Source organism: Pseudoalteromonas sp. MB41 (assembly GCF_020966275.1).
Lineage (GTDB): Bacteria > Pseudomonadota > Gammaproteobacteria > Enterobacterales > Alteromonadaceae > Pseudoalteromonas > Pseudoalteromonas lipolytica.
The window spans coordinates 179,558-206,012 of sequence record NZ_JAJJZF010000004.1; the positions used below are offsets into that span (position 1 = coordinate 179,558).

Sequence of the window (26,455 nt, forward strand, 5' to 3'; positions counted from 1 at the left end):
CAAAAGGAGAACACAACAGCCATCATAACAAAAAGTATGACGCATTAAATTAACTAAATGGTCTTGGTCGCATACCAACCAGCGTTGATTTAAATGATAAAACGCTAGGGAATCAACATGAAAGCAAAGACAACTCACACAAAACGTTCGCTACTGCTGCTCTCACCACTTGCTATTGCTGTAAGCTCGGTTATGGGGGTGGCGCACGCTGCAGATACCGAACAAGCCAAAAAGCCTGAAGTAATCACTGTAACAGGCTCACGTATTCAACGAACCGAATTAGTTTCAAGCAGCCCTGTTGTCAGCGTTGATGAAGCACAAATTCATCTAGACCGTGCGGTAAACGTTGAAGATATTACGGCTAAACTGCCACAAGCGGCAGCAGGTGCAAATAGCACAGGCGCAACCGTTGGCGACTCGTTTGGCTCATCGACGATTGATTTACGTGGCCTAGGTCAAAACAGAACACTTGTGCTTATTGATGGTACACGCGCTGTGCCTTTTAGTTTTCGAAACTCAGTTGACGTAAATACGATTCCGGCAGGTTTAATTAAGCGTGTTGACGTGCTTACCGGCGGTGCTGCTGCGGTATACGGTGCTGATGCCGTTGCTGGGGTTGTAAACTTTGTATTAGATGATGATTTTACCGGTGCTGAATTCTCGACGAGTTATGAAAGTGCTGATGGCGGGAATGAAAAACTCAATTTTGAAGCAATTTTCGGGGGTGATATCGCCGAGGGTCGCGGCCACGTTACCGGATATTTAGGCTACACCGAACGTAAAGAACTTTTAGCAGGCGAGCGAAGCTACGCCCTTGATAACTCAACACCGCTGATTAATAGTGGTGGTTACTATACCGATGTTGCATCAGGCAATAGCCTTGCTATTACAGATGCAGGAAGTGTTTCAAATGAGCGTCAAACAACTGATTTTACAGCCGATCGTTACTTAACCCAACCAATGGATCGCTTTTCAACTGGCTTGTTATTCGATGTTGATGTAAGCAACAGCGCCGTTGCATATGGGCGTGCCATGTATTCGAAAGTGACTGTAAAAGGAGCGGGTGCCAGTGGTCAAACACCTATTTTTGTGAACGAGCAAGTCACTCTTACCAGTAATAACCCGTATATTCCTAGCGAGTTACGTGACCAACTAACGTTTGATAGCGAAGGTAATGCACGTGTAAATGTAGAGCGAAACCTTGGTTTAGGTGTACAACATACAAAAGCCGTTCGCGATTCAATGCAATTTCAATTAGGTTTAAAAGGCGATTTAACCGATTACTTACGCTACGATGTGTGTGGCCAATACGGTAAAACCGACGAAGTAGCAACCATTTATAACAATGCCTATCGCAATGACAACAGTGGCAACAGCCGCTTTGCAGCGCTTGCTAACTCAGTGGACATTTTTGATCCCAACCTCGACTTAACTGATTTCAGCGACCCACTAATTTATACCACTCGCGACCGTACACAAAGTGTGATTTCAGCAACCTTATCGGGTGATTCAGGGTTCTTGTTTGAGCTTCCTGCTGGCCCTGTCGACTTTGCCGTTGGTTACGAATACCGTAAAGAGACCGGTAAACAAACACCGGGCGATGCGTTTAGAAATGGCACCAGCTTTGCGTCAATTAGTGCATTTGATATGGACGCAAGCTTCAGCTCAGAAGAGTTTTATGCTGAGGTATTAGTGCCTATTTTAGTTGATCAGCCCTTTGCCGAAGAGCTTAGTTTTGAAGGTGCTTATCGCATTTCTGACTACTCAAACACTGAAGCAGAAGATACCTATAAACTGGGTATAAACTGGGCAATTAACAGCGATATTCGTATTCGTGCAAACCGCTTAACGGCATTTAGAGCACCTAACTTAGGTGAATTTGCCAGCCCTATTACGGCACTTTCGCTGTCGTTATTTGATCAAAACAGTGATCAATTTGTCCCTCGACTAGCGGGCCGTTATAACGGCGATCCTTGTTTGCTAGGTACGGGCGATGCAAGCCAATGTGCTGCATTTGGTGCGCCGCCAGTTGGCACTGAGTTTGACTCAAGCACAGCAAAATACACGTACGGCGGAAACCCAAATATTAAACCAGAGCAAGCTGAATCTGATACTTTGGGCATTGTTTACACCCCTAGCTATTTAGAAGGCTTTGATTTATCGTTAGATTATTACAGTATTCGCGTAACGGATGCGGTAAGTCAAATTCAACCTGGTGCGGCACTGCAAAGCTGTTACATTGACGATCCTAACCCGAATAACCCATTGTGTGGTGCTGTACTTCGCGATCCGAATACTGGGTTTATTAGCACAGCTATTGTTAACGACTTTAACTTAGCAGCAATTGAGCAAGCAGGTATTGATGTTGCGGCTAACTACGTTATTGATGCCCCAGCTCAAATGGGCGGTCGCTTTAGATTCTCGTACCAAGGTAACTTTGTTACTAAACAAACTCGCCAAAATAACAGCACCGTGGCAGAAGTAGACTGTAAAGGCACCTATGGCAGTGCGTGTTCTGGTGACTTTGCGAGTATTTTACAAGCAGACTATAAACACCGTGCAAGCATTGATTGGCAATTAGATAACATGAATTTCCAACTTGGCTGGCGCAGAATCGGGGAAGTAGAGTATGCTGTAGACCGTTCAGAAACAATCTCAGCACAAAATTATCTTGATTTCGCAGCAGCATGGCAAGTTAATGAGGAACTTGCTGTTAATTTTGGTGTCGATAACTTGTTAGACCGTGAACCACCAACACCTGAAATCGGTGCAAACCACTTTAATACCGTAAGTGATTATAGTGTGATTGGCCGCTCTGTCGGTGTTTCATTGAGATACGCTCCGAGTTTTTAATTAGTCCTACTGTTTTAGCTACACAGGATTAATCCCCTCAAGCGCACCCTGCCCGGTGCGCTTTTTTATTGCCTCAAGATAGACCACTTAATTAAGCGAATTAGTATAATATTTAATTTTAACGCCTTAATAATTAGGTCAAAGTACCTAAATAAAAACTGATAAACAGGGAATGTATACATGCCATTTAATGAACAAGAACGCGCGGCTTTATTAGCGCTTAAAGGGGTGGGGCCCACAGTAGTAAAACGCTTTGAAGAAATTGGGATTGACTCATTTGAGCAGTTAGCAGGGTTCAATGCAAACACAATTGCTGAGCGAGTTGCCTCAATGCTACAGACAAGCTGTTGGAAAAATAGCCCGCAGGCAAAAGCGGCGATTAACGCCGCTATCACTCGCGCTAAGCAAGGCTAATTTAAAGTTTAATGACCTCTATCGCACCGCGCTTTTGCATAGTAACAAAGATCGTATCCTGCTCGTCGTTAAAGGTTAGGTTTGTGGGATGCTGGCCTTTAAGCGTGTAGGTTTTTAAAACCTTACCTTCAGGTGAAACCTCCAGCACTTTACCCGCTCCGTAACGGGTAATAAAAATATGCCCTTGGTTATTCACGCGCATGCCATCTAGGCCATGATCATCAAAGCGTATCAACACGCGTTTATTACTAATATTCAGTGCATCGTCAAGGTCATACTGCCATACAACGCGTTGCACACTTTCATTTACATACAGCTTGCTGTTGTCGTTATTCACGGCAACCCCGTTAGTGGTTCCCATGTTTTTTTCTAGAAGGTGTGTGCTACCGTCTGCGTTTATGCGCCACAGCTGTCCGGTGCTTTTTGCCCAATTAGGATCGCTGGCAAAAAAGCTTCCTCCTTGCGTAATCGCAATATCATTAGGTTGATTCATTTCGCTGTTGTGGGCAAATACTTCGACTTGTTGGCTGTTCGCAGGCACTTTTAAAATACGGTGATTAACGTAATCGGCAATATAAAGGTTACCATGTTGATCAAATTGCAAACCATTACCAACGCTGTCATTTGGTAAGCGCACAAATAATGACGACTTGCCCATGTTATCGACTCGGCCTATCGTCCCTTGCTCTGCATAGTTAACGGCATACAAAGTGCCGTTGAACATGGTAGGTCCTTCAATGCCTTGTGTAAACACATTGTCTTTTACAAAGTCTTGGCTATCAACGGCCATAACGGTTTGTGAGCTAAAAAGCGCAACGACAGCTGCTAAAGTGCGAAATTTCATGATCATCCTTTTATTTATCTAGGCTGGTATAGACAGCTAAAATTGGGTACTCATTTTCACCAAATGAAAGTGTAAGAGAGCGCTTTTCTCCATCATCAAGCTTAATGCCTTCATCGAAAGTGAGTGGGTTTAATCGGCTGCCATCTGCAAACAACGCCATAATATGGTCGGCTTGTAAAATACGAGAGCCAGATGCTTTGTTTTCGATAGTAACCACGGCGAGACGTCGGCCACTTTCGCTACTCATCATCACACTATGCAAAATACTAAATTGGCTTTGTTTGGGATAACGTTTGGCGTCGTTTTCAAATGCAAACGCACCGCCCGAAAGCGAGACAGGGTCAACCGATAATACCTCATCATTCGCGTTAGCCTGAGCGCTAAACGCGCCAGTTAAAAGCGCCGTCGTTAACAATAAAATACGTTTCATATCAATCCTTTTGACTTATCTGTTGCATTTGAGCATACACCTTTCTATGCCCTCTGCAAAATCGATTATTGCATGACTGAAATTGTGTTTATTTTCACAGTGACAATTTAATCATTGAATTTTATGAATGCGCCCGCACTTCATCTATATGCACCACTTCATAAACCTAGTAATAGGAACAAAGTATGTCTGATATTCAAAATCGTCAATATATTCTTGAGTCTCGCCCAAATGGCGTCGCAAATGAAAGCAATATCGTATTAAAAACACACTCAGTACCCGCACCAAAAAACGGTGAGGTACTGCTAAGAACTATTTATTTATCGCTCGACCCCTATATGCGTGGACGAATGAGCGATGCAGAGTCATATGCTGACCCTGTCGAAATTGGTGATGTGATGGTGGGCGCAACCGTATGCCAAGTTGAGCAATCAAACCACCCTGACTACCAAGAAGGTGAATGGGTGTTGGCGTATACGGGCTGGCAAGAATACGCAATCAGCGACACAAAAGGCTTAATGAAGCTGGGTAAGAACCCTGAAAACCCTTCTTATGCGTTAGGTATTATGGGTATGCCTGGGTTTACGGCGTACATGGGGCTTTTGGATATTGGTGAACCAAAACCAGGTGAAACGGTCGTTGTTGCTGCGGCCACAGGACCTGTCGGTGCAACGGTAGGGCAAATAGCTAAATTAAAAGGCTGTAAGGTCGTTGGCGTAGCTGGCGGTAAAGAAAAATGCCAACATGCCGTTGAAAACCTTGGGTTCGATGCTTGTATTGACCACAAAGCGGATGATTTTGCAGAACAGTTAAGCGCAGCCTGTAATAAAGGCATTGATGTCTATTATGAAAATGTCGGTGGTCATGTACTCGACGCCGTCTTACCACTGTTAAATACCAAAGCACGCATTCCATTATGTGGCTTAGTATCACAGTACAATGCAACCGAGCTGCCACCGGGTCCAGACCGTTTGTCTATGCTTATGGGCTTAATTTTAAAGAAACGTATTAAAGTGCAAGGTTTCATAATTTTTGATGACTACGCTCATCGTTATGAGGAGTTCGCAAAAGACATGCAAGCATGGCTAAGCGAAGGAAAAATCAAATATAAAGAGCACCTTGAAGCTAATTTCGAAAATACACTTAACGCCTTTAATGCTATGTTGAGTGGTGAGAATTTTGGCAAAACTGTCGTGCAAGTTCAGCAGCCAATGTAATTTTTTTAGGCGTAGCAACCCATGCTGCGCCACTATTAAGGATAACGAATGATTAAGTTACACCATTTAAATAAATCACGTTCTAAACGTATTATTTGGTTACTGGAAGAGCTTGGTGTCGATTACGACATTGTTGCCTATCAACGCAATAAAGAAACGTTCTTAGCGCCTGATGAACTAAAACAAATTCATCCGCTGGGTAAATCGCCCGTTATTGAAGATAACGGTAAAGTAATTACCGAGTCTGGTGCAATTACTGATTACCTAATTAGCCAGTACGGGCAAGGCAAGTTTATGCCAAGTCAGCAAAGCGACAGCTATGTTGATTACCAGCAATGGCTGCATTTTGCTGAAAGTTCTGCCATGGTGCCTCTTCTACTAAAACTCTTTATTACTAAAGATGGCTGTCAAACTAACTTTATTGCCGACTATGCCGACCATGAAATTGCTAAAATACTGAGCTATGTTAATCAGCAATTACAAGGTAAGCAGTACTTAGTCGATGACACATTGACAGGCGCTGATTTCATGATGTCTTTTGTTGTAGAGCAGGTTGCTCAGGCGGGTAAGCTGTCGCACTTCCCTGAAATCGAACGCTACTTTGAGCAGCTAAAAACTCACGAAAGCTATCACACAGCCAATGAGCTAGAAGCAAAATACGATTAGCGTAAAAAGTAAGGGCACTGTTTTGTGCCTTTACTGCCTCTATATTATTACGATGGAGGGCATAGCCGTGGTTTTACTGGGCATTTTTAAAATAGTAAATAAGTAATGTTTGTACCTATTCACGAATTATCTAACGATTTAAACATCGCCATATTAGTACCAAACCTAACGGCCTCAGAGCATGCAACATTGCTTTGCCCTCACACATTTCAGGCAACAGATTTTGCTCAATTCGATGCCGTATTTGTTGGCGGGCTTGATTGCTCTAACACAAAAGAGCTTACTGATTATTGTGCATCGTATGGCACACCACTCATTAAAATAACCCACCCAAGCAACGACACAAGCGTGATACAAAATGTCATTTTAAATACTGTTACCAAGCTTTACAGTCATGAAATGCCTAGCAATATAGACCTTGCAGATATCATAAACCTTAATAATGAAGCAGACACATTATGTTGCTTTGATTCCTTTCAAGCAGCGGTGACATTTTTAAACACCGTAAATAACGCTATCGTTAGCAATGGCCTGTACTTAGCATCGACTCACCTTGATTTAGAAACTTTCACAAAACACTCACAACAACTTTCAGCCTATATCGCTGATAGCGGCTATTTATGTGCCAGTTTATTTAGTTCACGTAATGCAAAGTCGTCTGTGTTGATTGGGCTTAAGGTAAAGTAAGCATGGCCATGTTCATCGCCAAAAATAATCAGTAAAGAAAAGGCAAGCGTCGCTAATATCCTTACGTCACGCAGACTCTGTTGCGGCCAGACTTTTTAGCTTGATACATCGCGTGATCTGCTCTTTCAATTGCTTGCTCAATATCATCGTTAACACTGACAGAGGCAATACCAAACGAGCCTGTCACATTTATAGGGGTGTTGGTCCCAATATTAATGTTTAACTCTTCGACACTCGCTCTTAAACGCTCAGAAAATGACTTGGCCCCTTCAAGCTCTGTCTCTGGCAGACACACTAAAAATTCCTCCCCCCCATAACGATACAGTTGATCGTACTCTCGTAAATGCGATTGAATACATTTTACTAAGGCAACCAATACCTTATCGCCAGCTGCGTGGCCATGCTCATCATTTACGCGTTTAAAATGATCAAGATCTATCATGATAATTGCACATTCAAGCGAGTGACGTTTACAGCGTTCGTGCTCTTTGCGCACGTGACTCAGTAAGTTGGTGCGATCAGTTGCCCCAGTAAGTGGATCACGGGTATGTAAAACGTCGGAAAACTCATCGCTCACCGCTTCAAATAAATCTCTGAGTGTGTCTAAATCAGCATGAAATTGATCGAGTAAGCTCACTGGAATAGCCGATTTAGCTTCATTTAACGACAAAAGCACTTTAGCACCTTGATGCATTTTTTGATGCGCCGTGCCCATCTCAGAAAAATGAGGATGCAACTTTTTAGTGTCGGTTGGTAACTTATTAAACCACTGACCAAACTCGCAAAAAGTATGCGCATTGTCGCTAAGGTCATGCTTATTGGCAGGGACATTTGAGATTAGGCTGCGTAGTAACTGCTTATACCAAGATTGGTGCCATTCAATTGCTTGATCAATTTCTGCAATAATACGCTCTAGCTGCTTATTGGACAGCGTATTAAGCCCTTTGCTGCCCTTTGAATTAGACGTCAATCAAATACCCCAATTTATTGTTTTTAATATTAAAAGAGTAGTCAATAAATGGGGTATGCTCAACGAAAAAGACATAAAGCTTAATCAACTAGCCGATAACCCACGGCGGGCTCGGTAAGTATGTGTTTAGGGTTTGCTGCATTATCTTCGAGTTTTTGTCTTAACTGACCTATGTGAACACGCACGTATTCAGGGCGATTAATATATTGCTCCCCCCATACTTGAGATAAAATAGCGTTATGCGTTAATACTTTATCTTTTTGTTGAAAGAGTAACAGTAAAATAGCGTACTCTTTTTTAGTTAGTTTGACTTCTTCTGCACCTTTCCGGACCACATGTTTATGCGGGTCTATGTGAATATCGCCACATTGCAATGTCATATTTGGCGAAGATTGGGCGCGTAATAAAACCCGTATTCTGGCAAGAAGTTCATTGGCACTAAAGGGCTTCGTTATGTAATCGTTTGCGCCATTATCCAGTGCGGTTACTTTTTCTGTTTCGCCATCACGCGCAGATAAAACCAGTACCGGTAATAAACTCCATTGCCTAAACTCAAGCAGCCAATTTTGTCCATCCATATCGAGTAAGCCTAAATCAAGTAGCACTAAATCAAACTGTTGCTCACTTAACAGTGCAAAGCCATCTAAGCCCTTTGCGCATAGGCTGACTTCATAGCCACTGGCTTTAAGCAGCGTTTTTAAAAAACTTTGCAGTGGAGGTGAGTCTTCTAACACTAAAATGTTAGCCATGCTGTTTACTCCAAATCAACTGGGCTTTCGCCTGCCCTGTTTGCTCATTAAGGGTTAACTCAAATTGACCTTGATGACACTTAGCAACTACATCGCAGATAATACTGCCAAGACCAACGCCTTCGTCTTGACTGGTTTCATTATTGCGATTAATCGAGTTTATTAGCACGAGTTGATACTCATTATCTCGTTCAATAAATTGCATATCCGCCGTTCCGTCACCATAACGCGCTGCGTTCTCGAGCATATTAGCACAGGCAATTTCTAGCAGTGTTTCATCACCATAGCAGGCACTATTTTGTGCAGCATTAATGGTTAATTTAAAGTCGCTTAATTGCTGTTGCCTACGCGCTTTTGCTTCGCTAATGAGGGTCGAAACGTTGAGTTTTTGCCATGTAATATTCTCACCTAACTTATTGACTTTGCTTAGTTCCATTACCTTATCAAAATGTTGATTAAGTATTTTACTTTGCTCAAAAATATTATTGGCTTGTTCTTTAACCACGTTACGACTTAATTCAATCTCTTCATCTGCCAGCATACTTGATGCCCCCATTATGGTTGCCAAAGGAGTTCGCAAGTCATGCGATAAACTGCGCAGCAAGGTATTCTTTGACCGTTCAAGTTCAGCTTGTACTGCAATGGCCGCAGACTGTTGACGCAATAACGTTTTTTCGTGAACTTGATACAATAAAGAGCACGCCGTATCTGCCAGCGCTTGTTGCTCACTCGTCAAGGGTTTTGCAAACGCGATCCCCCCTAATTCAGGCTGCTGCTCATTTAAATACATAACATTGTTTGTCTGCGATACATGCCAATCACATTTAACCTTTAAATGTGCCGTCATCGCGGCTATAAATAATTGCTTTTGCTCATCTAAACTGTCGAGTTCATTTAATTTTTTCGCAAGCTCGTAGAGCAGTCGGCTATTGCTGGCGTGTTCTTGCACATCGCGCACTTTAGTATTGAGCTCACCGGCTAAATGGCTTATCACTAGGCCAACAATAAGCATCACCACAAATGTCACCACATATTCAATGTTTTCAATATGAAAGGTAAAGTACGGCACCACATAAAACCAGTCGGTGCAGGCTACACTCACTAGGGTTGTCAGCGCTGCAACACGGCGATTACTTCGTACAGCCACCCACGTCACCCACAACAGCTGTAACATCACAATATCGGTAGTTGTAAACAGTTCTCTAAACGGAAAAATAGCAAGCACCACCACAAGTGGCATCAATACACTTAAAAATATGGCTTTAAATAACGGGGGTTTGAATACTGACTGCATCATCTGTTTATGCTCATCTAACGAATTGTCATTAGATTAAAGTGTTTTTATTTTTGTCACTATAAAGTTTTTATAAAGTTTTTTTATCTCGGCATAAAATCTTTATAAAGCTTTCACTCTCTCTAAAGACATCTACGTCTATTTCAATAGCATGCTGATTTAAGAGCCGTTCATTAAATCAGTAGACGTATGATCAATTGGAAAATCACATTTCGATTACTCGCTTTCCCTATTTTGTGGATGAGTATAGTGCAATTGATATTTGCAGCTTTATCTGCATTTTTATTTAAAGATAATGTATCCGTGTCATTCCTATTGCCTGCGTCAATAATGCTTTTTACAGCAAGTGTCATACTGTTAAAAACCCAGCATGTTGATTCATCACTGGCCAACTTTAGAGATGCACTGATTTACGCGACAGCCACGTGGGTAATTGCTGGCTTTTTGGGGGCAATTCCAATCATTTTAGTCACCAAAGTGAGCTTTACAGATGGCATGTTTGAATCAATAAGCGCATTAACCACCACCGGCGCCACAATACTGTCGGGCTTAGATGATATGCCGCGTACGTTTTTATTATACCGCCAGTTTTTACAATGGATGGGAGGGCTCGGCATTGTGATTTTCGTGGTGGCTATTTTACCCATGCTAAATATAGGTGGCATGAAGCTCTTAAAAGCCGAAACACCTGGCCCAATTAAAGATGAAAAGCTATCACCTCGTATTGCAAACACGGCGCATTACCTTTGGAGTGTATACTTAAGCATAACCGTGTTGTGTACTGTTTCTTACTATTTTGCAGGCATGACTTTTTACGATGCACTGGCTCATGCACTGACAACCGTTTCAACGGGAGGGTTCTCGACCCACGATGCCAGTATGTGGTTTTACAAAAGTCATTTAATTTTATGGGTCGCCAACTTATTTATGATTGCAGGCGCTATTAATTTTGCACTGCACTTTAGAGTCGTCCACAAACGAGCGCTCGGTAGTTACTATGCTGATGAAGAAACACGTTATTTAATATACATCATTACAACCCTTTCAGTGTTGTCGGGCGTTATTTTGTACAGTCACGACACCTACTCCTCTATTTTTGAGTCATTGAGTTTTTCAACTTTTCATATAGTGTCGTTTATAACCAGCACCGGATTTGGTGCAGCAAGCTTTACTGAATGGCCCGAAGCTGTCGGATTTTTACTTATTATCACCGGCTATTTAGGGGGATGCGCGGGCTCAACGGCTGGCGGAAATAAAATCATCAGAAATATTCTAGTGGTTAAAATGCTCAACAATAACTTTAAACAACTTCTTCATCCCCGCGCTATATTCACCATTAAGTACCAAGGCAGCCCTGTAAAAGATGATGTACTTCATGCCGTTATGGCATTTATGACTTTTGCCGCAGGATCAAGCATGCTGTTTACATTATTACTCATGTTTACTGGGCTGGATTTTTGGAGTGCGTTTTCAGCAGTCGCAGCATGTGTCAATGTGCTCGGACCGGGGTTTGGTGAAGTAGGCGCTAACTTTGCACCGGTTTCAGACGCAGGAACCTGGATATTAACCAGCGCAATGCTTGTTGGTCGCTTGGAATATTTTACTGTTTTTGCTCTTTTTACGCGTACGTTTTGGAAGCAATAAAAAGAAGCTCCTAAATACTCAGCCCTAAAACTGATAAGTGGCACGTTGCAATAGTTACCACTCTACAAAGAAAACTTTCAGTTGTCCTTACAAAGTACACTGACAAAGTTATTCAAGACAGGTTCGTCAAAAATGGTTACCTAAGCTACCGAAGCTTAAGCACATGCGTTTAAAATTTAAAGCGATGCTACAACTGCTGTAGCACCGCTTTAATATCGCTATAACGCTGGTGTTCACACACCCCAAAACCTGAAAGCTGCCTAACTTTATTGCGGGTAAACAGTGGCACACTCATTCCCGCTAAAAAACGGCATTGAGTATCAATACTGATTTCAGTTACCCCTTTAGTGGCTAAGTGCTCTTTTAGCTGTGTAACTTTAGCTGCAATAACCGCAGTGTCTGGCATGGTGTGCTCAAGTGAATAACTAAGTTTTACAGACTGGCCTCGACACACAGAACAATGACCACACTCTTTTGGGGCATTGTGATCATCAAAATAACGTGCAAGGTTATAACTCAAACAGCTATTAAGCTCAAAAAAGCGCACCAATGCGGCAATGCGTTTTATTTCTGCCTGCTCTTTTTCAATAAAGTACTGATGTAATTGCGACGCTAAATTGTCTGCATTAATGACTTCGTTATTCACCTCATACACTTGTGTAATGCGTTTAGTTTCAAGGGCTATGTGACCTTTTTCGGCCAAATAATCGAGCGCAGCAACCACCCGTTTTCTATCGACTTGCGTGGCATGTGTTAAGGCGTCAAAGTTGAGAGTGCCCCAAATTTTCTTAAACTCAGTATGATTAAATACCTGCTGTAAAAATGCTTGGCGCTGCTCATCAAATTGCTGAAGAAGTGTGTCTTTGTCTGTTAAAAACTTATATTTAAAGTCAGCATAATAGGCATACAACGGCATGATAGCGCCATGAATTTCAAGCTGTACTAATAACGTTTTTAAGGCTAATGCACGAATATTACTGTCACTCGACAAGCTGTATTCTTGCATTTCCCACTGACCATTCGTTTGCTCCGTGCGAATATTGTTGATCACATATTCAATACCACTTTGCTCGGGGGTGTCGGCATAAACAAAGTTTTCAACCGTGTTCAGGCCATCTAGATTTGCCAAGGTATAACAATTTGATTGCTTAGAATCTCGCCCTGCGCGGCCTATTTCTTGGCTGTAGTTTTCAATTGATTTAGGTAAATCATAATGAATAACAAAGCGAATATCCGACTTATCAATGCCCATGCCAAACGCAATGGTGGCAACCACAATATTAATGTTACCTGCCATAAAGTCATCTTGAATTTGCCAGCGCTTATCATCGTCAAGACCCGCATGATACGCCACTGCATTAAGTCCTGTCTGCGCTAACGCTGCGGCCACTTGCTCGGCAGTGTGTTGCAGTGTCACATACACGATGCCTGCGCCCTGCTGCTCAGCAATAACGCGTGTTAAGTGCGATTGTTTGTCTTGGCTCGCCACACTTAACACCGATAAATCAAGGTTCGCACGATAAAACCCTGTTTGCACAACGCATTCAGGTGCAATGGCAAACCGCTCACACATGTCACGTTTTACTTTTTTGGTTGCCGTTGCAGTTAATAGCAACACCAGAGGAATATTAAGCTCATCGCGATAACGTGGCAGTTTTAAATAGTCGGGCCTAAAGTTATGCCCCCATTCAGAAATACAGTGCGCCTCATCAACCACCAGCATTGAAATCGGCACTTGCTTTATGAACTCGCGAAAGCGTTCGTTCTTAAAACGCTCCACCGACACCATTAAAATTTTAACCTTCCCGGTTCGCACATCACTCATCACGGTATGACTTTGTTCGCTCGTTTGACTCGAATCTAAGTTGGCCGCGTAAATACCTTTGCTATTCAAAAAGCTGATTTGATCTTTCATCAGCGCTAACAAAGGTGAAACCACCAAGGTCAAATTAGGCAAATGCAATGCAGTTAATTGATAACACAACGACTTGCCCGACCCCGTCGGAAAGATAGCCAATGATGATTGTTGATTTAACAGTTGTTCAATCGTTTGTTGCTGACCCTGGCGAAATTCAGTAAAGCCAAAGTATTGATTTAGCGAAGTGTGGAGTGCTGTAGTCATCCTGATCCCTTGTTTCATTTCCCTGTATTAGGTAATGATAGGTGCCTTAGTGCGAATTAGCCATGTTAACGTGTTTAGGCTCATCACCCAAGGCCATTAATATCACTAAATACACTATATTGTTCGTAAGCTCTGCTGACAAAACCAGTAAAAAGGCGCACAATAGACCCGTTGCCATGGGGTATTGAAGAATGGATTTGCAATACCTAAGCGCTTTTAAATCGAGAGTGTTTAGGTATTATACTTTTGAGGGCAACGTAATGACTAACCAACCTCCTAAAATCGTGATAGTCGGTGGTGGCGCAGGCGGCTTAGAGCTTGCAACACAATTAGGACATAAACTCGGGAAAAAACGCCAAGCAGATATTTTATTAATCGATAAAAACCGTAGCCATATTTGGAAACCGTTACTTCATGAAGTAGCGACGGGGTCGATTGATGCCGATTTAGACGGCGTTGTGTACTCTGCTCATGCAGCAAAACACCATTATAATTTTCAACTCGGCAGTTTTTGCCACTTAGATTCAACCAACAAAACCATTACCTTAAGCGAGTTAAAAGACGAGCTTGGCCATCGCATTTTGCCACAACGACATGTCAGCTATGACTACCTAGTGCTCGCCATTGGCAGTGTGAGTAACGACTTTAATACCCCCGGCGTAAAAGATCATTGCTTTTACCTTGATTCAAACCAACAGGCCGAGCGTTTTCAACATGCATTACTCGATAACTTTACTCGCTTACACCAAGATGACGACCCACAGCAGGCTCTAACAATTGCCATTGTTGGCGGTGGAGCGACGGGCGTTGAGCTTTCGGCTGAGCTATATCATGTATCCGATATGCTAAAAATGTATGGCCTAGATAAAATGACAGCCAAGCGCCTACACATTGATTTAATCGAAGCAGGTCCTCGTATTTTACCTGCCTTGCCTGAACGCATAGCCAACTCGGCAAAACGAGAACTGGTAAAACTAGGGGTCACGGTGCGCGAAGGCACGCAAGTAAAAGAAGCCACAGAAAACAGCTTTATCACTAACAATGATGCCATTATAAAGGCCGATATCATGGTATGGGCAGCGGGTGTAAAAGCCCCCGATTTTATCAAAGATATTGGTATTTTTGAGCTTACACGCAACAACCAAATTAAGGTAAATCAATACCTACAAAGCAGTGTTGATGAGACTATTTTTGTGATTGGTGATTGCTGCGCGTTTACTCAAGACGATGGCTCGCAGGTTCCACCACGCGCACAATCAGCGCATCAAATGGCACAATGCGTAGAAAAAAACCTACTAGCCACTCTCAAAAACAATCCGTTAAGCGTGTTTACTTATAGTGATCATGGCTCTTTGGTGAATTTGTCTCGTTACAGCACCGTGGGCAGCTTAATGGGTAACTTAACCAGTAATAGCTTTTTTATCGAAGGGAAAATAGCGCGGTTTATGTATATTTCTCTTTATCGTATGCACCAGCGCGCCATTCATGGCAGTGCCAAAACCTTTGCATTGTGGATCAGCGAAAAAGTACTCCGCGTGGTAAGACCCAAAATGAAACTGCATTAACAAACAGCGCGACTCATCCTAAGCCGTAAATTACTCTACCTGTTTACGGCTTATACGCGTATAATGCGCACTTTTTGTGGGGCGCAAAAATTGAATATTATTACTCTCAGCGTATTGTCGCTTGCAATGTCAACCGACGCGTTTGCTGCATCAATCACCAAAGGCAGTTCACTTAAAAACCCACGTATTCTTAGTGCCATTAAATTGGGTTTAATTTTTGGCTGCATTGAAGCAATTGCCCCTGTTTTAGGTTGGTTAATTGGCAGTGCGGGTGCCGAGTACGTTGAAGCCTATGATCACTGGATTGCGTTTGTATTATTGGTGGGCCTTGGCATACACATGATCATTGAAAGTCGTAAAGACGACGATGACGACGCCGACGAAGTGCCAAGCAATAAGCGCTCATTAATGGCAACCCTGCTGACCGCAGTAGGCACCAGTATTGATGCAATGACCGTGGGCATAAGCCTTGCGTTTATGAAAGTTAATATTTATGTTGCTGCCGCAATGATAGGTCTCGCCACAACCGTAATGGTGACTATCGGCTCATTACTGGGGAATGTGATGAGTGGCTGGGTTGGCAAAAAAGCTGAAGCCATTGGCGGTATTGCCCTTATCTTAATTGGCTCAGGCATTCTATACAGCCACACTTACGCTTAATTTTAGCTGTTCAAACGGCTATTTTGGGCAAGGTTAACCACACACCTTGCCCAAATCTCTCTCCTGTCTTCTGTGTTCTCATAAAAAGCCTGATATAAAAAGAGTGCCATCACGCATAATTTGTCTTCAAATTTTAATAAATGCCTTGTATGTTATGACAAACCACTAAAGGAATGACGCTATGACCCCTAAAACGCTGATTTTCAACTTTGATGGCACAGGCAGTGAGCCCCGTGATGCAGAACAATTTAGTGCCGCTCATTTCAAAGAAGATGCCAGTATTTCCAATATTCTTAAACTTCACTTGTTATTTGGCGGCACACTCAACAGTGAACCCGAAACGCCATTCCCAAGCCAACTTAGTTTTTATTATCAAGGCATAGGCACTCAAGGAAGCCGCTTCAGACGTTTATTCAATCAAGCATTAGCCCCAAGAGGCGACGATGTCGCCAGTATTTTAAACCGCGCAATAAACGACTTTAAACAATATTACGCTGTGGGCGATCGGGTTTTGCTAACGGGTTTTAGTCGTGGTGCAGCATTGGCAAGGCGTTTTGCAAAATGCCTTGAGCCCTTAATAAGCGACAATGTTTTTCTATGCGTATTTGATACCGTGGCATCCATTGGTTTTTCAAAAGTGACCAAAGCAACACGTGGCGCTGAACACGTTATTTTTGAAAATTACACCCTAGCCAGTAATATTAACGCAGCCCTGCATTGTGTTGCATTGGATGAAAAGCGCCGCGCGTTTGAGCCAACACTCATAAACAAAGCGCCCCATGTAGAAGAGGTATGGTTTGCGGGCGCACACTCTGACGTGGGTGGCGGGTATTACCGTGATGGCTTAGCCGACATTTGTCTGCGTTATGCTATTGAGTGGTTAATAGAACAAACTATTTCACTTAACCTTCTGACCAGTGCTGATATTAATTACCATAGTTTACTGCCCGATGAGCACCGTAATTTAATTGCCCAAGACGATGTTACTGTTACCCCCGATCCGTTGGCGCTTAGCCACCAACAAAATTACTTTTGGTTTAATCCTTTATTTAAGCTTGTTGACCGAGAGTGCTGCGTATTGGTTGATAATGAGCAAAGTGAACATCCTCCCACAATTCATTACACCGTGGCAGAGCGTATTAACCGTTTAACCAGTTATCGTCCTGAGTCGCTAAAAAGCCTTACGTATGATGTGCTCTACAGTGATGAAAGCCGCTTAACCTTCAACGGCTTAAGCCCACATATTGCGCTTGATAAACAAAACATGACCGTACTCAGTATTGGTCAAAGTAAAGATGTATTTGTTTATGGCGCCGAAAAATATAACCACACCGGATTAATGTTAGCGCAAGGGGCGACCTATCGGTTTACGCCTTATCCTGATCAAACTTGGTATGACGATGGCATTAGTTGCGGCCCCGCGGGTTGGCATCGTGATAACGTGCAATTAGGTGTAAAAGAAATTCCCATGGCTGTGCTTGAGCCATTTAGACGCTTAGCGCATGCACAGTGGTTTGCACTTATTGGCGCGATTGATGACAACGATGAGCATTTATTTGAAATTGCTGAAGGTGCCGATATTCGCATTACAAAGTCAGGCGAGTTTTGCCCCTTTGCGAATGACTTAAATCGTTTTTATGGTGCCAATGCCGGACGTATCAAGTTGCGTGTTACGCGGTTAGGCTAACTCACTGTGTTTTATAGGAACTGATTATATCGGTTATTGCTTGCTTGTTGAATTGAATCGCGTGGTTAACAGCCTGTCGTTCCTCCTCGGAGAGGCTCAAGTCGCTTAGCATAAAATAAATATAATCGTTATTAATAATATACGGATGAATTTTTACGTTGTTAGCCTGATGTTGTTGAATCAAGCTTAAGCCTGCTAGTTCATCGTCAATAAAAAAATCAACGCGTTTGGCCACTAGCATTGCTAAGCGCTGTCGTAATGATGGGACAGTAACAAACTGATCTTTATATTTTTTATTCGCACTTAAACGTGTCAATTCATCGCCATAATAACTGCCGCTATTGGTAAGAATAGTTTGTTTATGGTCGAGTAAACCTTTTAAGTCTTGTGATTCTAAATGGCTGTGCGGATACCAAAAAAGACGCATAACTTCGTTACGATAAGGCACTGAAAAAGTGCTAAAATCATCTCGCTGTTGGCTGTAGCTGGCTGCGGGAAGTAAATCAACAGTGCCATGTTTTAATTCAGCAAATCCACGTTTTGACGAAGGCATTACGATAAATTGACTGCAAAATCCCGCTTCCTTTAACACCAAGTCAGTAATCTCTATATCAATCCCGGTGAGCTGATCATTTTGGCTAAAAACATAGGGTCGCCACGATTGACTCACCCCGACTTTTAAAACCCTATCGCAGCTAAACGCTTCAGTGCTTAACGCAGCAAAAACCAATAAGAAAAGCACTTTCATCGTCATCAACACACCTGTAGTTTAAGAGCCTAAACTCATCACTCTTTTAGTATGGTTCATAATAGGTGAAACACAAAAACTAAGCGAGGAGGAAAGTGAGCAATTAAAATAAGGAAAAGTTAGAGATTAGACACTAAAAAAGCAGCCCGAAGGCTGCTTTGTAGGGAAATCACATTTTTAATAAAATACACTACATGTAGCTAGGTAGGTTTAAAGTGCTTTCCATACATCCACAACGCCTGGCTCTTCTCCTTGAGTCCACCACTTCGCTTCGTATTTTGTACCTTGGTGAACGACTTGGTCGCCCCCGTTGTAGATACCAGCAGCTTGCCAAACCACATCACCATTACCGTCTGTTGGTTTTGAGCTTGCTTCCCACGGGCCACCTAAATCAGGACGGTTTCCTTGTGTCCACCATTTTGCAGTATATTCAACACCGTTATAGATTACCGTGTCACCGCCCACATAAATGGCGGCTTCATCCCATGTTGTATCGCCACCCGGTGGGTTTGTTGTGCCAGAGTCTGTCACTGTCACGTTGAAGCTTACCGATGTCGTAGCTTGTGTGTCAGATACCTCTACCGTTACAACATAGCTTGTATCGGCATCAACGCTGCCCGCTTGCAAACTAATATTTGCACCTGAACCCACCAATGTTAAGCCTGCAGGCACTGTCCAGTTATAGCTAAGTGCATCATTATCTGCATCTGTAGCAGACACAGATACCGCAACGCTTGCATCTTCAGCAACGGTTTTATCTGAAATTGCAGCCACGACAGGCGCTGAATTGCCGCCCGTACTTGGCGCCACAACATTCACTGTTACATTACGGCTCACCACGGCTTTACCGTCGGTAACCGATACCGTTGCTAGGTATTGCGCATCACTTGTCACTGATGGCGCAGCAATAACCAGTGTATTTGAGTTTTCACCCGTTACAGACAGCGCGGCGTCTGCTGTCCAGCTATAAGTCAGTGCATCGTTATCGGCATCGGTTGCTGATGCGACAACTGAAACAGACTCACCGGCGTTTACAGTTACGGTGCTTGATACTGACAGCACAGGCGCTCTGTTGCTAGGCTCTGTAACCGCACCACCTAAACCTTCGTGCATCGCATTCAGGATATCACCATTATCGGCATCGATTTCCCATGCAAATAATCCCCCTAAGTCATGTTGATTAACATAGTTACCCTTTGCAATAACAGAGGCAGGGCTGTCATACGTAATCAGTTTACCTGTAGAGCGATTCCAGACATATGCGCCTTTTGCTTGCTCATCGTAGCCCACTTCAAAGCCATTAATACCGGTGCCTGCTGCGCCGATCATATGTGCTTTTATGCCTTTATAATCAATAACACCGTCTTCCCAGACGCCTTGCGCAGTGCTGCCTTTTAAAGGACCCGACCCTGTTGCAGTCATAGGGTTACCATCAATAGTCGTGCCTGCTGGGTAAACCCCTTCCCAACCACGACCATACATCGCTGTGCCCACAACAATTTTCTTCGATGGAACATTTTGCGCAAGTAATAGCTGCACTGCGTTATCGGTGGTGTATGCAGGTCCTTTGTATGGTACGCCTTGGGCGTCAACACCCGTGCCATCACATTGGCCAGGGCGGAAATGCGATGAACAGTACAGGGCGGTTTGATGGCCTGTTACTCCACTCCACGCGCCGTAAAAATCGTACGTCATGGCAAAAATGTAATCCATATATTGGCTTGCTGCTTGGTAATCAACATCTTCAATTTTGTCGTAGCCTGCACCAATCGCTGATGTTAGCTCATATTGACGACCAGTCTCGGCTTCAAGCTCATCAAGCATAGCTCGCAGCTCTTGCATTAATGCCACATAAGCAGGGCCATCTGCAATTGGGTCACCTAACGCCGGATTAGCACCGTCGCCCCCAGGGAATTCCCAGTCAATATCGACACCATCATAGAATTTCCATGTTTTTAAGAACTCTTTCATTGATGCGACAAACGTGTCGCGGTTTGCTTTATTAGTAAAATATGCGAACGGGTCAGATAACGTCCAACCGCCTACAGATGGCAATATTTTTAAATCAGGGTAGCGTTGTTTTAGCGCCATTAATTGTGAGTAAGTACCACGGATTGGATCGTCTGCACTGACACCCGGAAGAGCTTTTTGAATCGCCGCCCACGGATCATGAATAACGACTTCAAAATCTTCTGAGCCCGCACACGCAGTATTTAACGCGTTTTTAGGGCCTCCAGTCAGTGAATCATTCGGACCACAAATTGGAATGAAACCATATAAAATGTGACTTAAGTTTTGTGCAGGAATATTTGTGACATCGTAGTCACGCCCATAAATACCCCATTCAACGAAATAAGCCCCTGTTACCAACCCTTCTTTTGTACCAATGTCTTTATTATTGGGATCGTAATCCATGGGTAATGGGGCTAAGTGCGCACCGTCGGTGTCAGCAATAACAATGGGTTTGCCTTCACTGCGCGCGCACGTTGTGCCACCTTCACAAAGCTCAACATACAAAGTGTGGCGACCCGCTTTATCATAAGGGAAACTAATCACTCCGCTTTTAGTGCCCGCAGCCAAAGGGCCTTCGTTTACCAGCATATTGTCAAAATACACTTTGTAGCTATCGCCACCATCACCGCTCCATGCATTCCACTCAATGTTAATCGTTACTTGATCAACACGTTTAACGAGGCTTTTATACGAGCCCGTTCCTTCAAGGTTTACTTCAACAAACGAGTACTCTTGCGGTTCCCAAATAATGGTCGGTGTCGATGGTGCAGCATTCGCTGCACTGGCACATAATGCAACACCAATGGCTGCGCTTAATTGTTTTATATTCATGATTCTCTCTTATCTATTTTTATTTAGCTGTTTGCTGTTATTGATAAAGTTTGAACTACAAAACTTTAGATTTTTGCCCATACTTGGCTGGTACTCGGTGTATCGCCCTGAGTCCACCACTGCGCACGATAGCGCTGTCCTTGATAGGTCACCTCGTCACCGCCTTGGTAGGCTTTGCCGATGTTCCATTCGCTCGATGCCGAACCTGATTCAAGCTGCCATGCATCACTGCTGTCGGGTTGTGCGCCTTGGTTCCACCATTTCGCACTGTAGATCCCGCCGTTAAAGCTCACTTTATCGCCGGTGTTATATTGCGCGCTGTTATTCCACGCGGGCGCATCGGGGTTTGGCTCAACCACACTGCTATTTAGTACCGTGACCGTAAAGCTGGCTTCGCTGGTAAGTATGCTGTCAGATACTGAGGCCGTGACAGTAAAAGAGGTATCTGCATCGACTTCTGGTGCTATTAACGTGATGTCGGCACCCGCCCCAGTAAAGCGAAGAGGAGCCGGTACATTCCAGCGGTATGTTAATGCGGTTTGCTGATCGTCAAAGGCATGTAAGTGCACATCTGCCGTACTATTTTCATTCAGGGTGATATCTTCAGGTTGATGGATAATAGGGGCAGTATTTTCAGGTGCGGCTTTTACGCTCAGTGCAAAACTGTAGTTGGCGTTTGTTGCAAACACCTGATTGGTTAATATATCGCTGGCATTAAAAGCGATTGCGCCACCAGCATCTTGCACACCAATGCGTAGTAAATGGCTGTAATTCAGATTAAGCAGCTGAGCAAACTCTGCTTGCCAATTAGCCTGATTATCGCTGGTGACTTGCATTTGTTGCGTAAACAGCTCTTGCCCTGTTTCATCAAACAAACGCGCAGACACACTGTCACCCACTTCTGCATTTTGACCTTGGCGCACAAAATACGTCAGTGCAGACCATTCACTCGGATCAGTCGGTGCTGTGTCTGTAACAATGGTAATATCGCTACAGTTATAAAAGCCCTCGCCACCTGCATCATCACGCTGCCAGCGAGTATATAAAATAGCGTCGCCACTGCGCTCAGCAGGAATAGACACGCTCATTTCATAGTAACGGTCGTTATTATCACCAATCACAAAATCAAGATTGCCGTATTCCTCAACCAGCTCTAAATCGTCCCACGTGAGAACGTGTGTGGCGCTATCAAATCCAGGCTTTGTCAGGTAAAACTGCCAAAAACTTGGGTTATGAGGCGTACTTGCTAAAAAACGCACTAAAATATCGCCATTCGCGTTGGGCACCACCTCGGTACGTTGCCAATGAGCCGAGGGTAAATCCATGCCTCGTTTTTCACTGTCGCCTGCCGCACATAAACGGCCATCGGGCACACTGTCTTTTACCGCTGCTAGGTTGGTGTAATCAATCGTGTTCGCTGAATATTCAATATCTTGCACAAACTGCACATGCCCTGCCTCTGCAAATGCTGCACGGCAAGCAAGATTAGGAATAGCGCTACCATCAGCGGGCCACCAATAGCCGCCGTCTGCCTGACAAAATGCTTGGCGAGCTTTAGGGCTTTCTAAAAATCCGTGGGCATTCACATGGCTTGATGCACAGGCAAGCAGCATGCTGGTTGCCACTGCCGATAAAGACAATGCCTTCGATTTAGTTGTTTTCATTGTTGTATTCTCGCTGTAGAAATGCGGAGCACATTGCGTGCCCCGCTTTGTTGAGTTAAAGCGTGCAGCTCACAGTCCAATCAGCTGATGTGCCTGGCTCTGTGCTTGTCCACCACTTAGCTTCGTAAATCACATTGTTGTGATTCATCAGATCACCGCCAACGGCATGGCTTGGGTTACCAGCCCAGTCTGTTTGCGGCCAATTTGGATAGACCGCAATGCTGGCGACATCGACACCGTCACATGTTGCATCGTTACCCCCTGTGTCACCGCCATTATCACCACCATTGTCACCGCCTGGGTTTGTGGTGCCCGGCACGGCATCAGGAAGCATTGGGTACTCGTATTTAAATGCGTAGGTTTTGCCCTCTTTTTCAATAGTGAAATTAGTTGGGCCAGTAATAGGCATGTAATACATGACTTGTGCATCAACGGTGTCACCGGTGTTAAAGACTTTTTCAATTCCACCCCACTCATTTACAAGAGTGATTGAAAAGCGATGGAATTCATTCTCATAACCACCAATATTGTTGCCCGCAGCATTCGAGCCATTTGCCTCAACCGCCATACCGAGCTTTTCTTGCGCATTCCAGTTCGACTTGAAAATGGCTGATGTCGATACCGGCACATCAAAGCTAATTTTCGCGCCGCTTAAATCAATATTTGAGTTATTAGTAAATGAGAAAGTCGGTGAAATTGGGTAGTTATCATCACCAATCGGGAAGTCTTTAACCGTAAAGCTCACATCTACAGCTTCGCTGGGCACGGTAAAATCAACATTGCCTTGATGTGTGTCGTATGCCACACCGCTTTGATTAAACTTATCGTAAGCCAGCGTCGTTAAACTTGACCCCATAAAGTACTCGCCTTTTGCCGAGTCGTAATCAAAGTCACCCGCCAGTTCCCAAAACATGATGCCACCCAAGCCATTGTTGATAACGTAATCAACTTTGGTTGCCATCGACTGTTCATCTTCAATTGATAAGAACACCTTTTTATCTGCGTTCCATAACCAAGGCGCCACGGCAACATCATCGTAATAACGTGTATAAGTGCCTGTTAAAACATCATCTGTGTCGGTATCTGGCGTTAAGCCGTAGATTTCAAGGTAAGACGGATTAATCCCGTTTTCTAAATTTTTCGCATGCCATAAAGGATTAGAACCTGCAGGCATTTCTTCACCTACATCGTTCTTGTCATGCCACAGGTTATCAATGCCTAGCGCACCATTGCCACATAGGTTTTTCTCACCGACTCCAGTGCCTTTTGCACAGTTAGATTGATCAGGTAACGCAGCTTGTCCCCACAGGCCATGTGTGCCACCCGACACATCTTTAAAGCCACGCGTGTAGTAAGGAATACCAATATTGATGCGACCCGCAGACAACGCGCCACGGAAATAACGTACAGCCCAATCGGTATTTAAGTAACCAATGCCTTCGAACTCAGCTGTTGTATACACGCCCCATTGTGCAAGCTCTGAATCAAGGCCAGTGTCATACAATGCTGCGTTGTGACCTACGTGTGAGTTCCATGCGCCATGTAAGTCGTACGACATAATGTTCACGTAATCTAGGTACTTCACGCTTTGGAAAGTTTCCATACCACGCAGTAAGTAACCCGAAGACGGTGATGCAATAGTGAGTAGGTAATGCTTACCGGCTTTTTCACCCGCAATATCAAGCTCTTCACGCAATTTTTGCATCAGCACACGATACGAGGCATTTAAGCCTGCTCGACGCGCATTCGAAATAGCAAAATCATCAGGATGGCCCGAATCATTCATCGACGATGGGTATTCATAGTCAATATCAACCCCATCAAAACCATACGTTTCAATGAATTCAACGGCGCTTTTCGCAAACGCATCAATACCAGCTTGGTTTACCGAGCCATCGGCATTCGTTGTCATTGTGTAAAAACCACCGCTGTTTACGCGCGTGCCATCTGCACCAAAATAACCACCGGTTTCGGCCCAGCCACCCACAGAGATTAATGTTTTTACATCTGGATGCTGTTTTTTAAATTTATTCAGTAGGTTAAAGTGACCTGTGTAGCTAAAGCTAGGATCCATTTCGGCCCCTGTTACCCCCGGCCAAGTCATATTTGTTGCGGGGTTGCCCGCAGCATTCGGATCGCCTATCGACACCTTGTTATTGGCATCAACGTGCGCAAAGGCATAGTTAATATGGGTAATTTTGTCCCACGGAATATCATTCACTAAATAACTCGGTTGACCATTTGCACCATTACGCCAGCTAGTGAAATAACCAATCACACGACGCGGATGATCAGCGCCCATTTTTTCACGGCCATTGCTGTCATAAACTGTACAATACGGTGTATTCACACCCGGTGTTTGGTATAAACCGTGTGGCTTACAATCAGCACCTGGCGGCGTCGCTTCAACCACATTCACAACGTGAGTGGCAGTGCCAGTTGCGCCTTCATTGTCTGTCACGGTTAACGTAAAGGTAAATTGACCCAGTGCCGGTGCTTGCCATGTATAGCTTGATGACGCGCTACTTGCCTGATAAACAGCGCTGTCATTTTCTGCCAAACTAAGCCCGGTCACCTGACCATCGCTATCACTGCCCGAAAGTGCAAATACAATATCTGTACCCACGGTAACTTGACTCGCCACAGTGCTAAATTCAATGCTTGCTGTCGGCGCTTGATTACCCGGTTCGACAGCATCAGACACACTCACCGAATGTGCCACCGCTGTTGATGTAAGCCCTAACTCATCCGTTGCAACCGCACTTATTACATGACTTCCCACGGTTGCCTGCCAACTTGTTGAATATGGCGCACTGCTTGTAACAGCCACCGATGTTCCATCAACAAAAAATTCAACACTCGCAACTGTGCCATCAGTGTCAATGGCGCCAGCCTCTATGACAACGCTGTCACCAGTGATAAACAAAGAACCCTCAGCAGGGTTTAAGCTTGTTACTTGTGGTGCTTGATTTTCACTGACAGCGCTGTCACAAACACCCAATAAACGCCACTCTTGATCAACACCCGATGTCTCCACGGGGTTAGTCTGTGTCCACCATTTAGCTTCATAGGCACTGTCTTGTGCTTGCACCTGATCGCCACCGACATGTGTTTGGCCTTGCTGCCATACTTCTAAGTTACTGCAATCAATTGCAGCCTGTGCTGTAAAGCCAAATACACTGAGTGACAGCGCACTTAGTTTAAAGGCATTTTTTATTAATTGATGTGAGCTCATTCGCTCCCTCCGCCCAAGGTTGTTATAACAATTATTTTACATTTCCAACCTAAAAGTAACATAAAAAATAATCAGGTCAACCTCTAATTTACCCAATAAAGGTAAATGCATTCTTATTTTTACTGAAAAATACCGTTAATCTCAGTCAAAACTGATAAAAAT

Annotated in this window: 19 protein-coding genes; 9 read left to right on the plus strand and 10 right to left on the minus strand. The window is 43.9% G+C overall.

Annotated elements, in window-relative coordinates:
- Window positions 1–117 precede the first annotated feature (117 nt).
- Window positions 118–2,853, plus strand: a complete 2,736-nt coding sequence (locus tag LPA49_RS07230; protein WP_230236182.1) for a TonB-dependent receptor — start codon at window positions 118–120, stop codon at window positions 2,851–2,853.
- A gap of 180 nt (window positions 2,854–3,033) precedes the next feature.
- Complete coding sequence (locus tag LPA49_RS07235; RefSeq protein ID WP_230236184.1) at window positions 3,034–3,267, plus strand: helix-hairpin-helix domain-containing protein; 234 nt, start codon at window positions 3,034–3,036, stop codon at window positions 3,265–3,267.
- Window position 3,268: 1 nt separating this feature from the next.
- On the opposite strand, the gene LPA49_RS07240 is transcribed toward LPA49_RS07235, so the two are convergent.
- Both LPA49_RS07240 and LPA49_RS07245 read right to left on the minus strand, forming a co-directional pair.
- Window positions 3,269–4,111: an SMP-30/gluconolactonase/LRE family protein gene (locus LPA49_RS07240; RefSeq protein WP_230236186.1), complete on the minus strand. Its 843-nt coding sequence runs from the start codon at window positions 4,109–4,111 to the stop codon at window positions 3,269–3,271.
- 10 nt (window positions 4,112–4,121) lie between these two features.
- Window positions 4,122–4,541: a hypothetical protein gene (locus LPA49_RS07245; RefSeq protein WP_065978548.1), complete on the minus strand. Its 420-nt coding sequence runs from the start codon at window positions 4,539–4,541 to the stop codon at window positions 4,122–4,124.
- A gap of 185 nt (window positions 4,542–4,726) precedes the next feature.
- On the opposite strand from LPA49_RS07245, the gene LPA49_RS07250 reads away from it, so the two are divergent.
- From LPA49_RS07250 to LPA49_RS07260, 3 genes are all read left to right on the plus strand, one after another.
- Window positions 4,727–5,758, plus strand: coding sequence for an NADP-dependent oxidoreductase (locus LPA49_RS07250; protein ID WP_230236188.1), 1,032 nt, complete (start codon window positions 4,727–4,729; stop codon window positions 5,756–5,758).
- A 48-nt stretch (window positions 5,759–5,806) separates the two neighbouring features.
- A complete protein-coding gene (locus LPA49_RS07255) occupies window positions 5,807–6,424 on the plus strand; it encodes a glutathione S-transferase family protein (RefSeq protein WP_036972455.1) in 618 nt (205 codons plus the stop codon).
- 105 nt (window positions 6,425–6,529) lie between these two features.
- The gene (locus tag LPA49_RS07260) at window positions 6,530–7,111 is read left to right on the plus strand and encodes a hypothetical protein (protein ID WP_230236190.1); all 582 of its coding nucleotides are present in this window, start codon (window positions 6,530–6,532) and stop codon (window positions 7,109–7,111) included.
- 61 nt (window positions 7,112–7,172) lie between these two features.
- Here the strand turns inward: LPA49_RS07260 and LPA49_RS07265 are convergent, their stop codons facing one another.
- The 3 genes from LPA49_RS07265 to LPA49_RS07275 form a co-directional block, all read right to left on the minus strand.
- Window positions 7,173–8,081, minus strand: a complete 909-nt coding sequence (locus LPA49_RS07265) for a diguanylate cyclase (RefSeq protein ID WP_230236192.1) — start codon at window positions 8,079–8,081, stop codon at window positions 7,173–7,175.
- A gap of 80 nt (window positions 8,082–8,161) precedes the next feature.
- Window positions 8,162–8,830: a response regulator gene (locus tag LPA49_RS07270; RefSeq protein WP_230236194.1), complete on the minus strand. Its 669-nt coding sequence runs from the start codon at window positions 8,828–8,830 to the stop codon at window positions 8,162–8,164.
- Entirely contained in the window at window positions 8,823–10,127 is a 1,305-nt protein-coding gene (locus LPA49_RS07275) for a DUF4118 domain-containing protein (RefSeq protein ID WP_230236196.1), read from the minus strand. The genes LPA49_RS07270 and LPA49_RS07275 overlap by 8 nt, the downstream gene beginning before the upstream one ends.
- A 186-nt stretch (window positions 10,128–10,313) precedes the next feature.
- Here LPA49_RS07275 and LPA49_RS07280 point away from each other — a divergent pair, with 186 nt between their 5' ends.
- Complete coding sequence (locus LPA49_RS07280) at window positions 10,314–11,768, plus strand: TrkH family potassium uptake protein (protein ID WP_230236198.1); 1,455 nt, start codon at window positions 10,314–10,316, stop codon at window positions 11,766–11,768.
- A 187-nt stretch (window positions 11,769–11,955) separates the two neighbouring features.
- Here LPA49_RS07280 and LPA49_RS07285 read toward each other — a convergent pair whose 3' ends face one another.
- The gene (locus LPA49_RS07285; RefSeq protein ID WP_230236200.1) at window positions 11,956–13,890 is read right to left on the minus strand and encodes an ATP-dependent DNA helicase RecQ; all 1,935 of its coding nucleotides are present in this window, start codon (window positions 13,888–13,890) and stop codon (window positions 11,956–11,958) included.
- Window positions 13,891–14,150: 260 nt separating this feature from the next.
- Here LPA49_RS07285 and LPA49_RS07290 point away from each other — a divergent pair, with 260 nt between their 5' ends.
- From LPA49_RS07290 to LPA49_RS07300, 3 genes are all read left to right on the plus strand, one after another.
- The gene (locus LPA49_RS07290; RefSeq protein ID WP_180311782.1) at window positions 14,151–15,455 is read left to right on the plus strand and encodes an NAD(P)/FAD-dependent oxidoreductase; all 1,305 of its coding nucleotides are present in this window, start codon (window positions 14,151–14,153) and stop codon (window positions 15,453–15,455) included.
- 90 nt (window positions 15,456–15,545) lie between these two features.
- Window positions 15,546–16,115 carry a manganese efflux pump MntP family protein gene (locus tag LPA49_RS07295; RefSeq protein WP_036972950.1) on the plus strand — a complete coding sequence of 190 codons (570 nt, stop codon included), beginning with the start codon at window positions 15,546–15,548 and terminating at the stop codon, window positions 16,113–16,115.
- Window positions 16,116–16,296: 181 nt separating this feature from the next.
- The gene (locus tag LPA49_RS07300) at window positions 16,297–17,802 is read left to right on the plus strand and encodes a DUF2235 domain-containing protein (protein WP_036972472.1); all 1,506 of its coding nucleotides are present in this window, start codon (window positions 16,297–16,299) and stop codon (window positions 17,800–17,802) included.
- A 1-nt stretch (window position 17,803) separates the two neighbouring features.
- Here LPA49_RS07300 and LPA49_RS07305 read toward each other — a convergent pair whose 3' ends face one another.
- The 4 genes from LPA49_RS07305 to LPA49_RS07320 form a co-directional block, all read right to left on the minus strand.
- Complete coding sequence (locus LPA49_RS07305; RefSeq protein WP_230236202.1) at window positions 17,804–18,556, minus strand: ABC transporter substrate-binding protein; 753 nt, start codon at window positions 18,554–18,556, stop codon at window positions 17,804–17,806.
- 204 nt (window positions 18,557–18,760) lie between these two features.
- Window positions 18,761–21,394 carry a glycosyl hydrolase family 18 protein gene (locus LPA49_RS07310; RefSeq protein WP_065979273.1) on the minus strand — a complete coding sequence of 878 codons (2,634 nt, stop codon included), beginning with the start codon at window positions 21,392–21,394 and terminating at the stop codon, window positions 18,761–18,763.
- 65 nt (window positions 21,395–21,459) lie between these two features.
- Window positions 21,460–23,058, minus strand: a complete 1,599-nt coding sequence (locus tag LPA49_RS07315) for a lytic polysaccharide monooxygenase (protein WP_230236204.1) — start codon at window positions 23,056–23,058, stop codon at window positions 21,460–21,462.
- A 55-nt stretch (window positions 23,059–23,113) separates the two neighbouring features.
- Complete coding sequence (locus tag LPA49_RS07320; protein WP_230236206.1) at window positions 23,114–26,293, minus strand: glycosyl hydrolase family 18 protein; 3,180 nt, start codon at window positions 26,291–26,293, stop codon at window positions 23,114–23,116.
- Window positions 26,294–26,455: the final 162 nt, after the last annotated feature.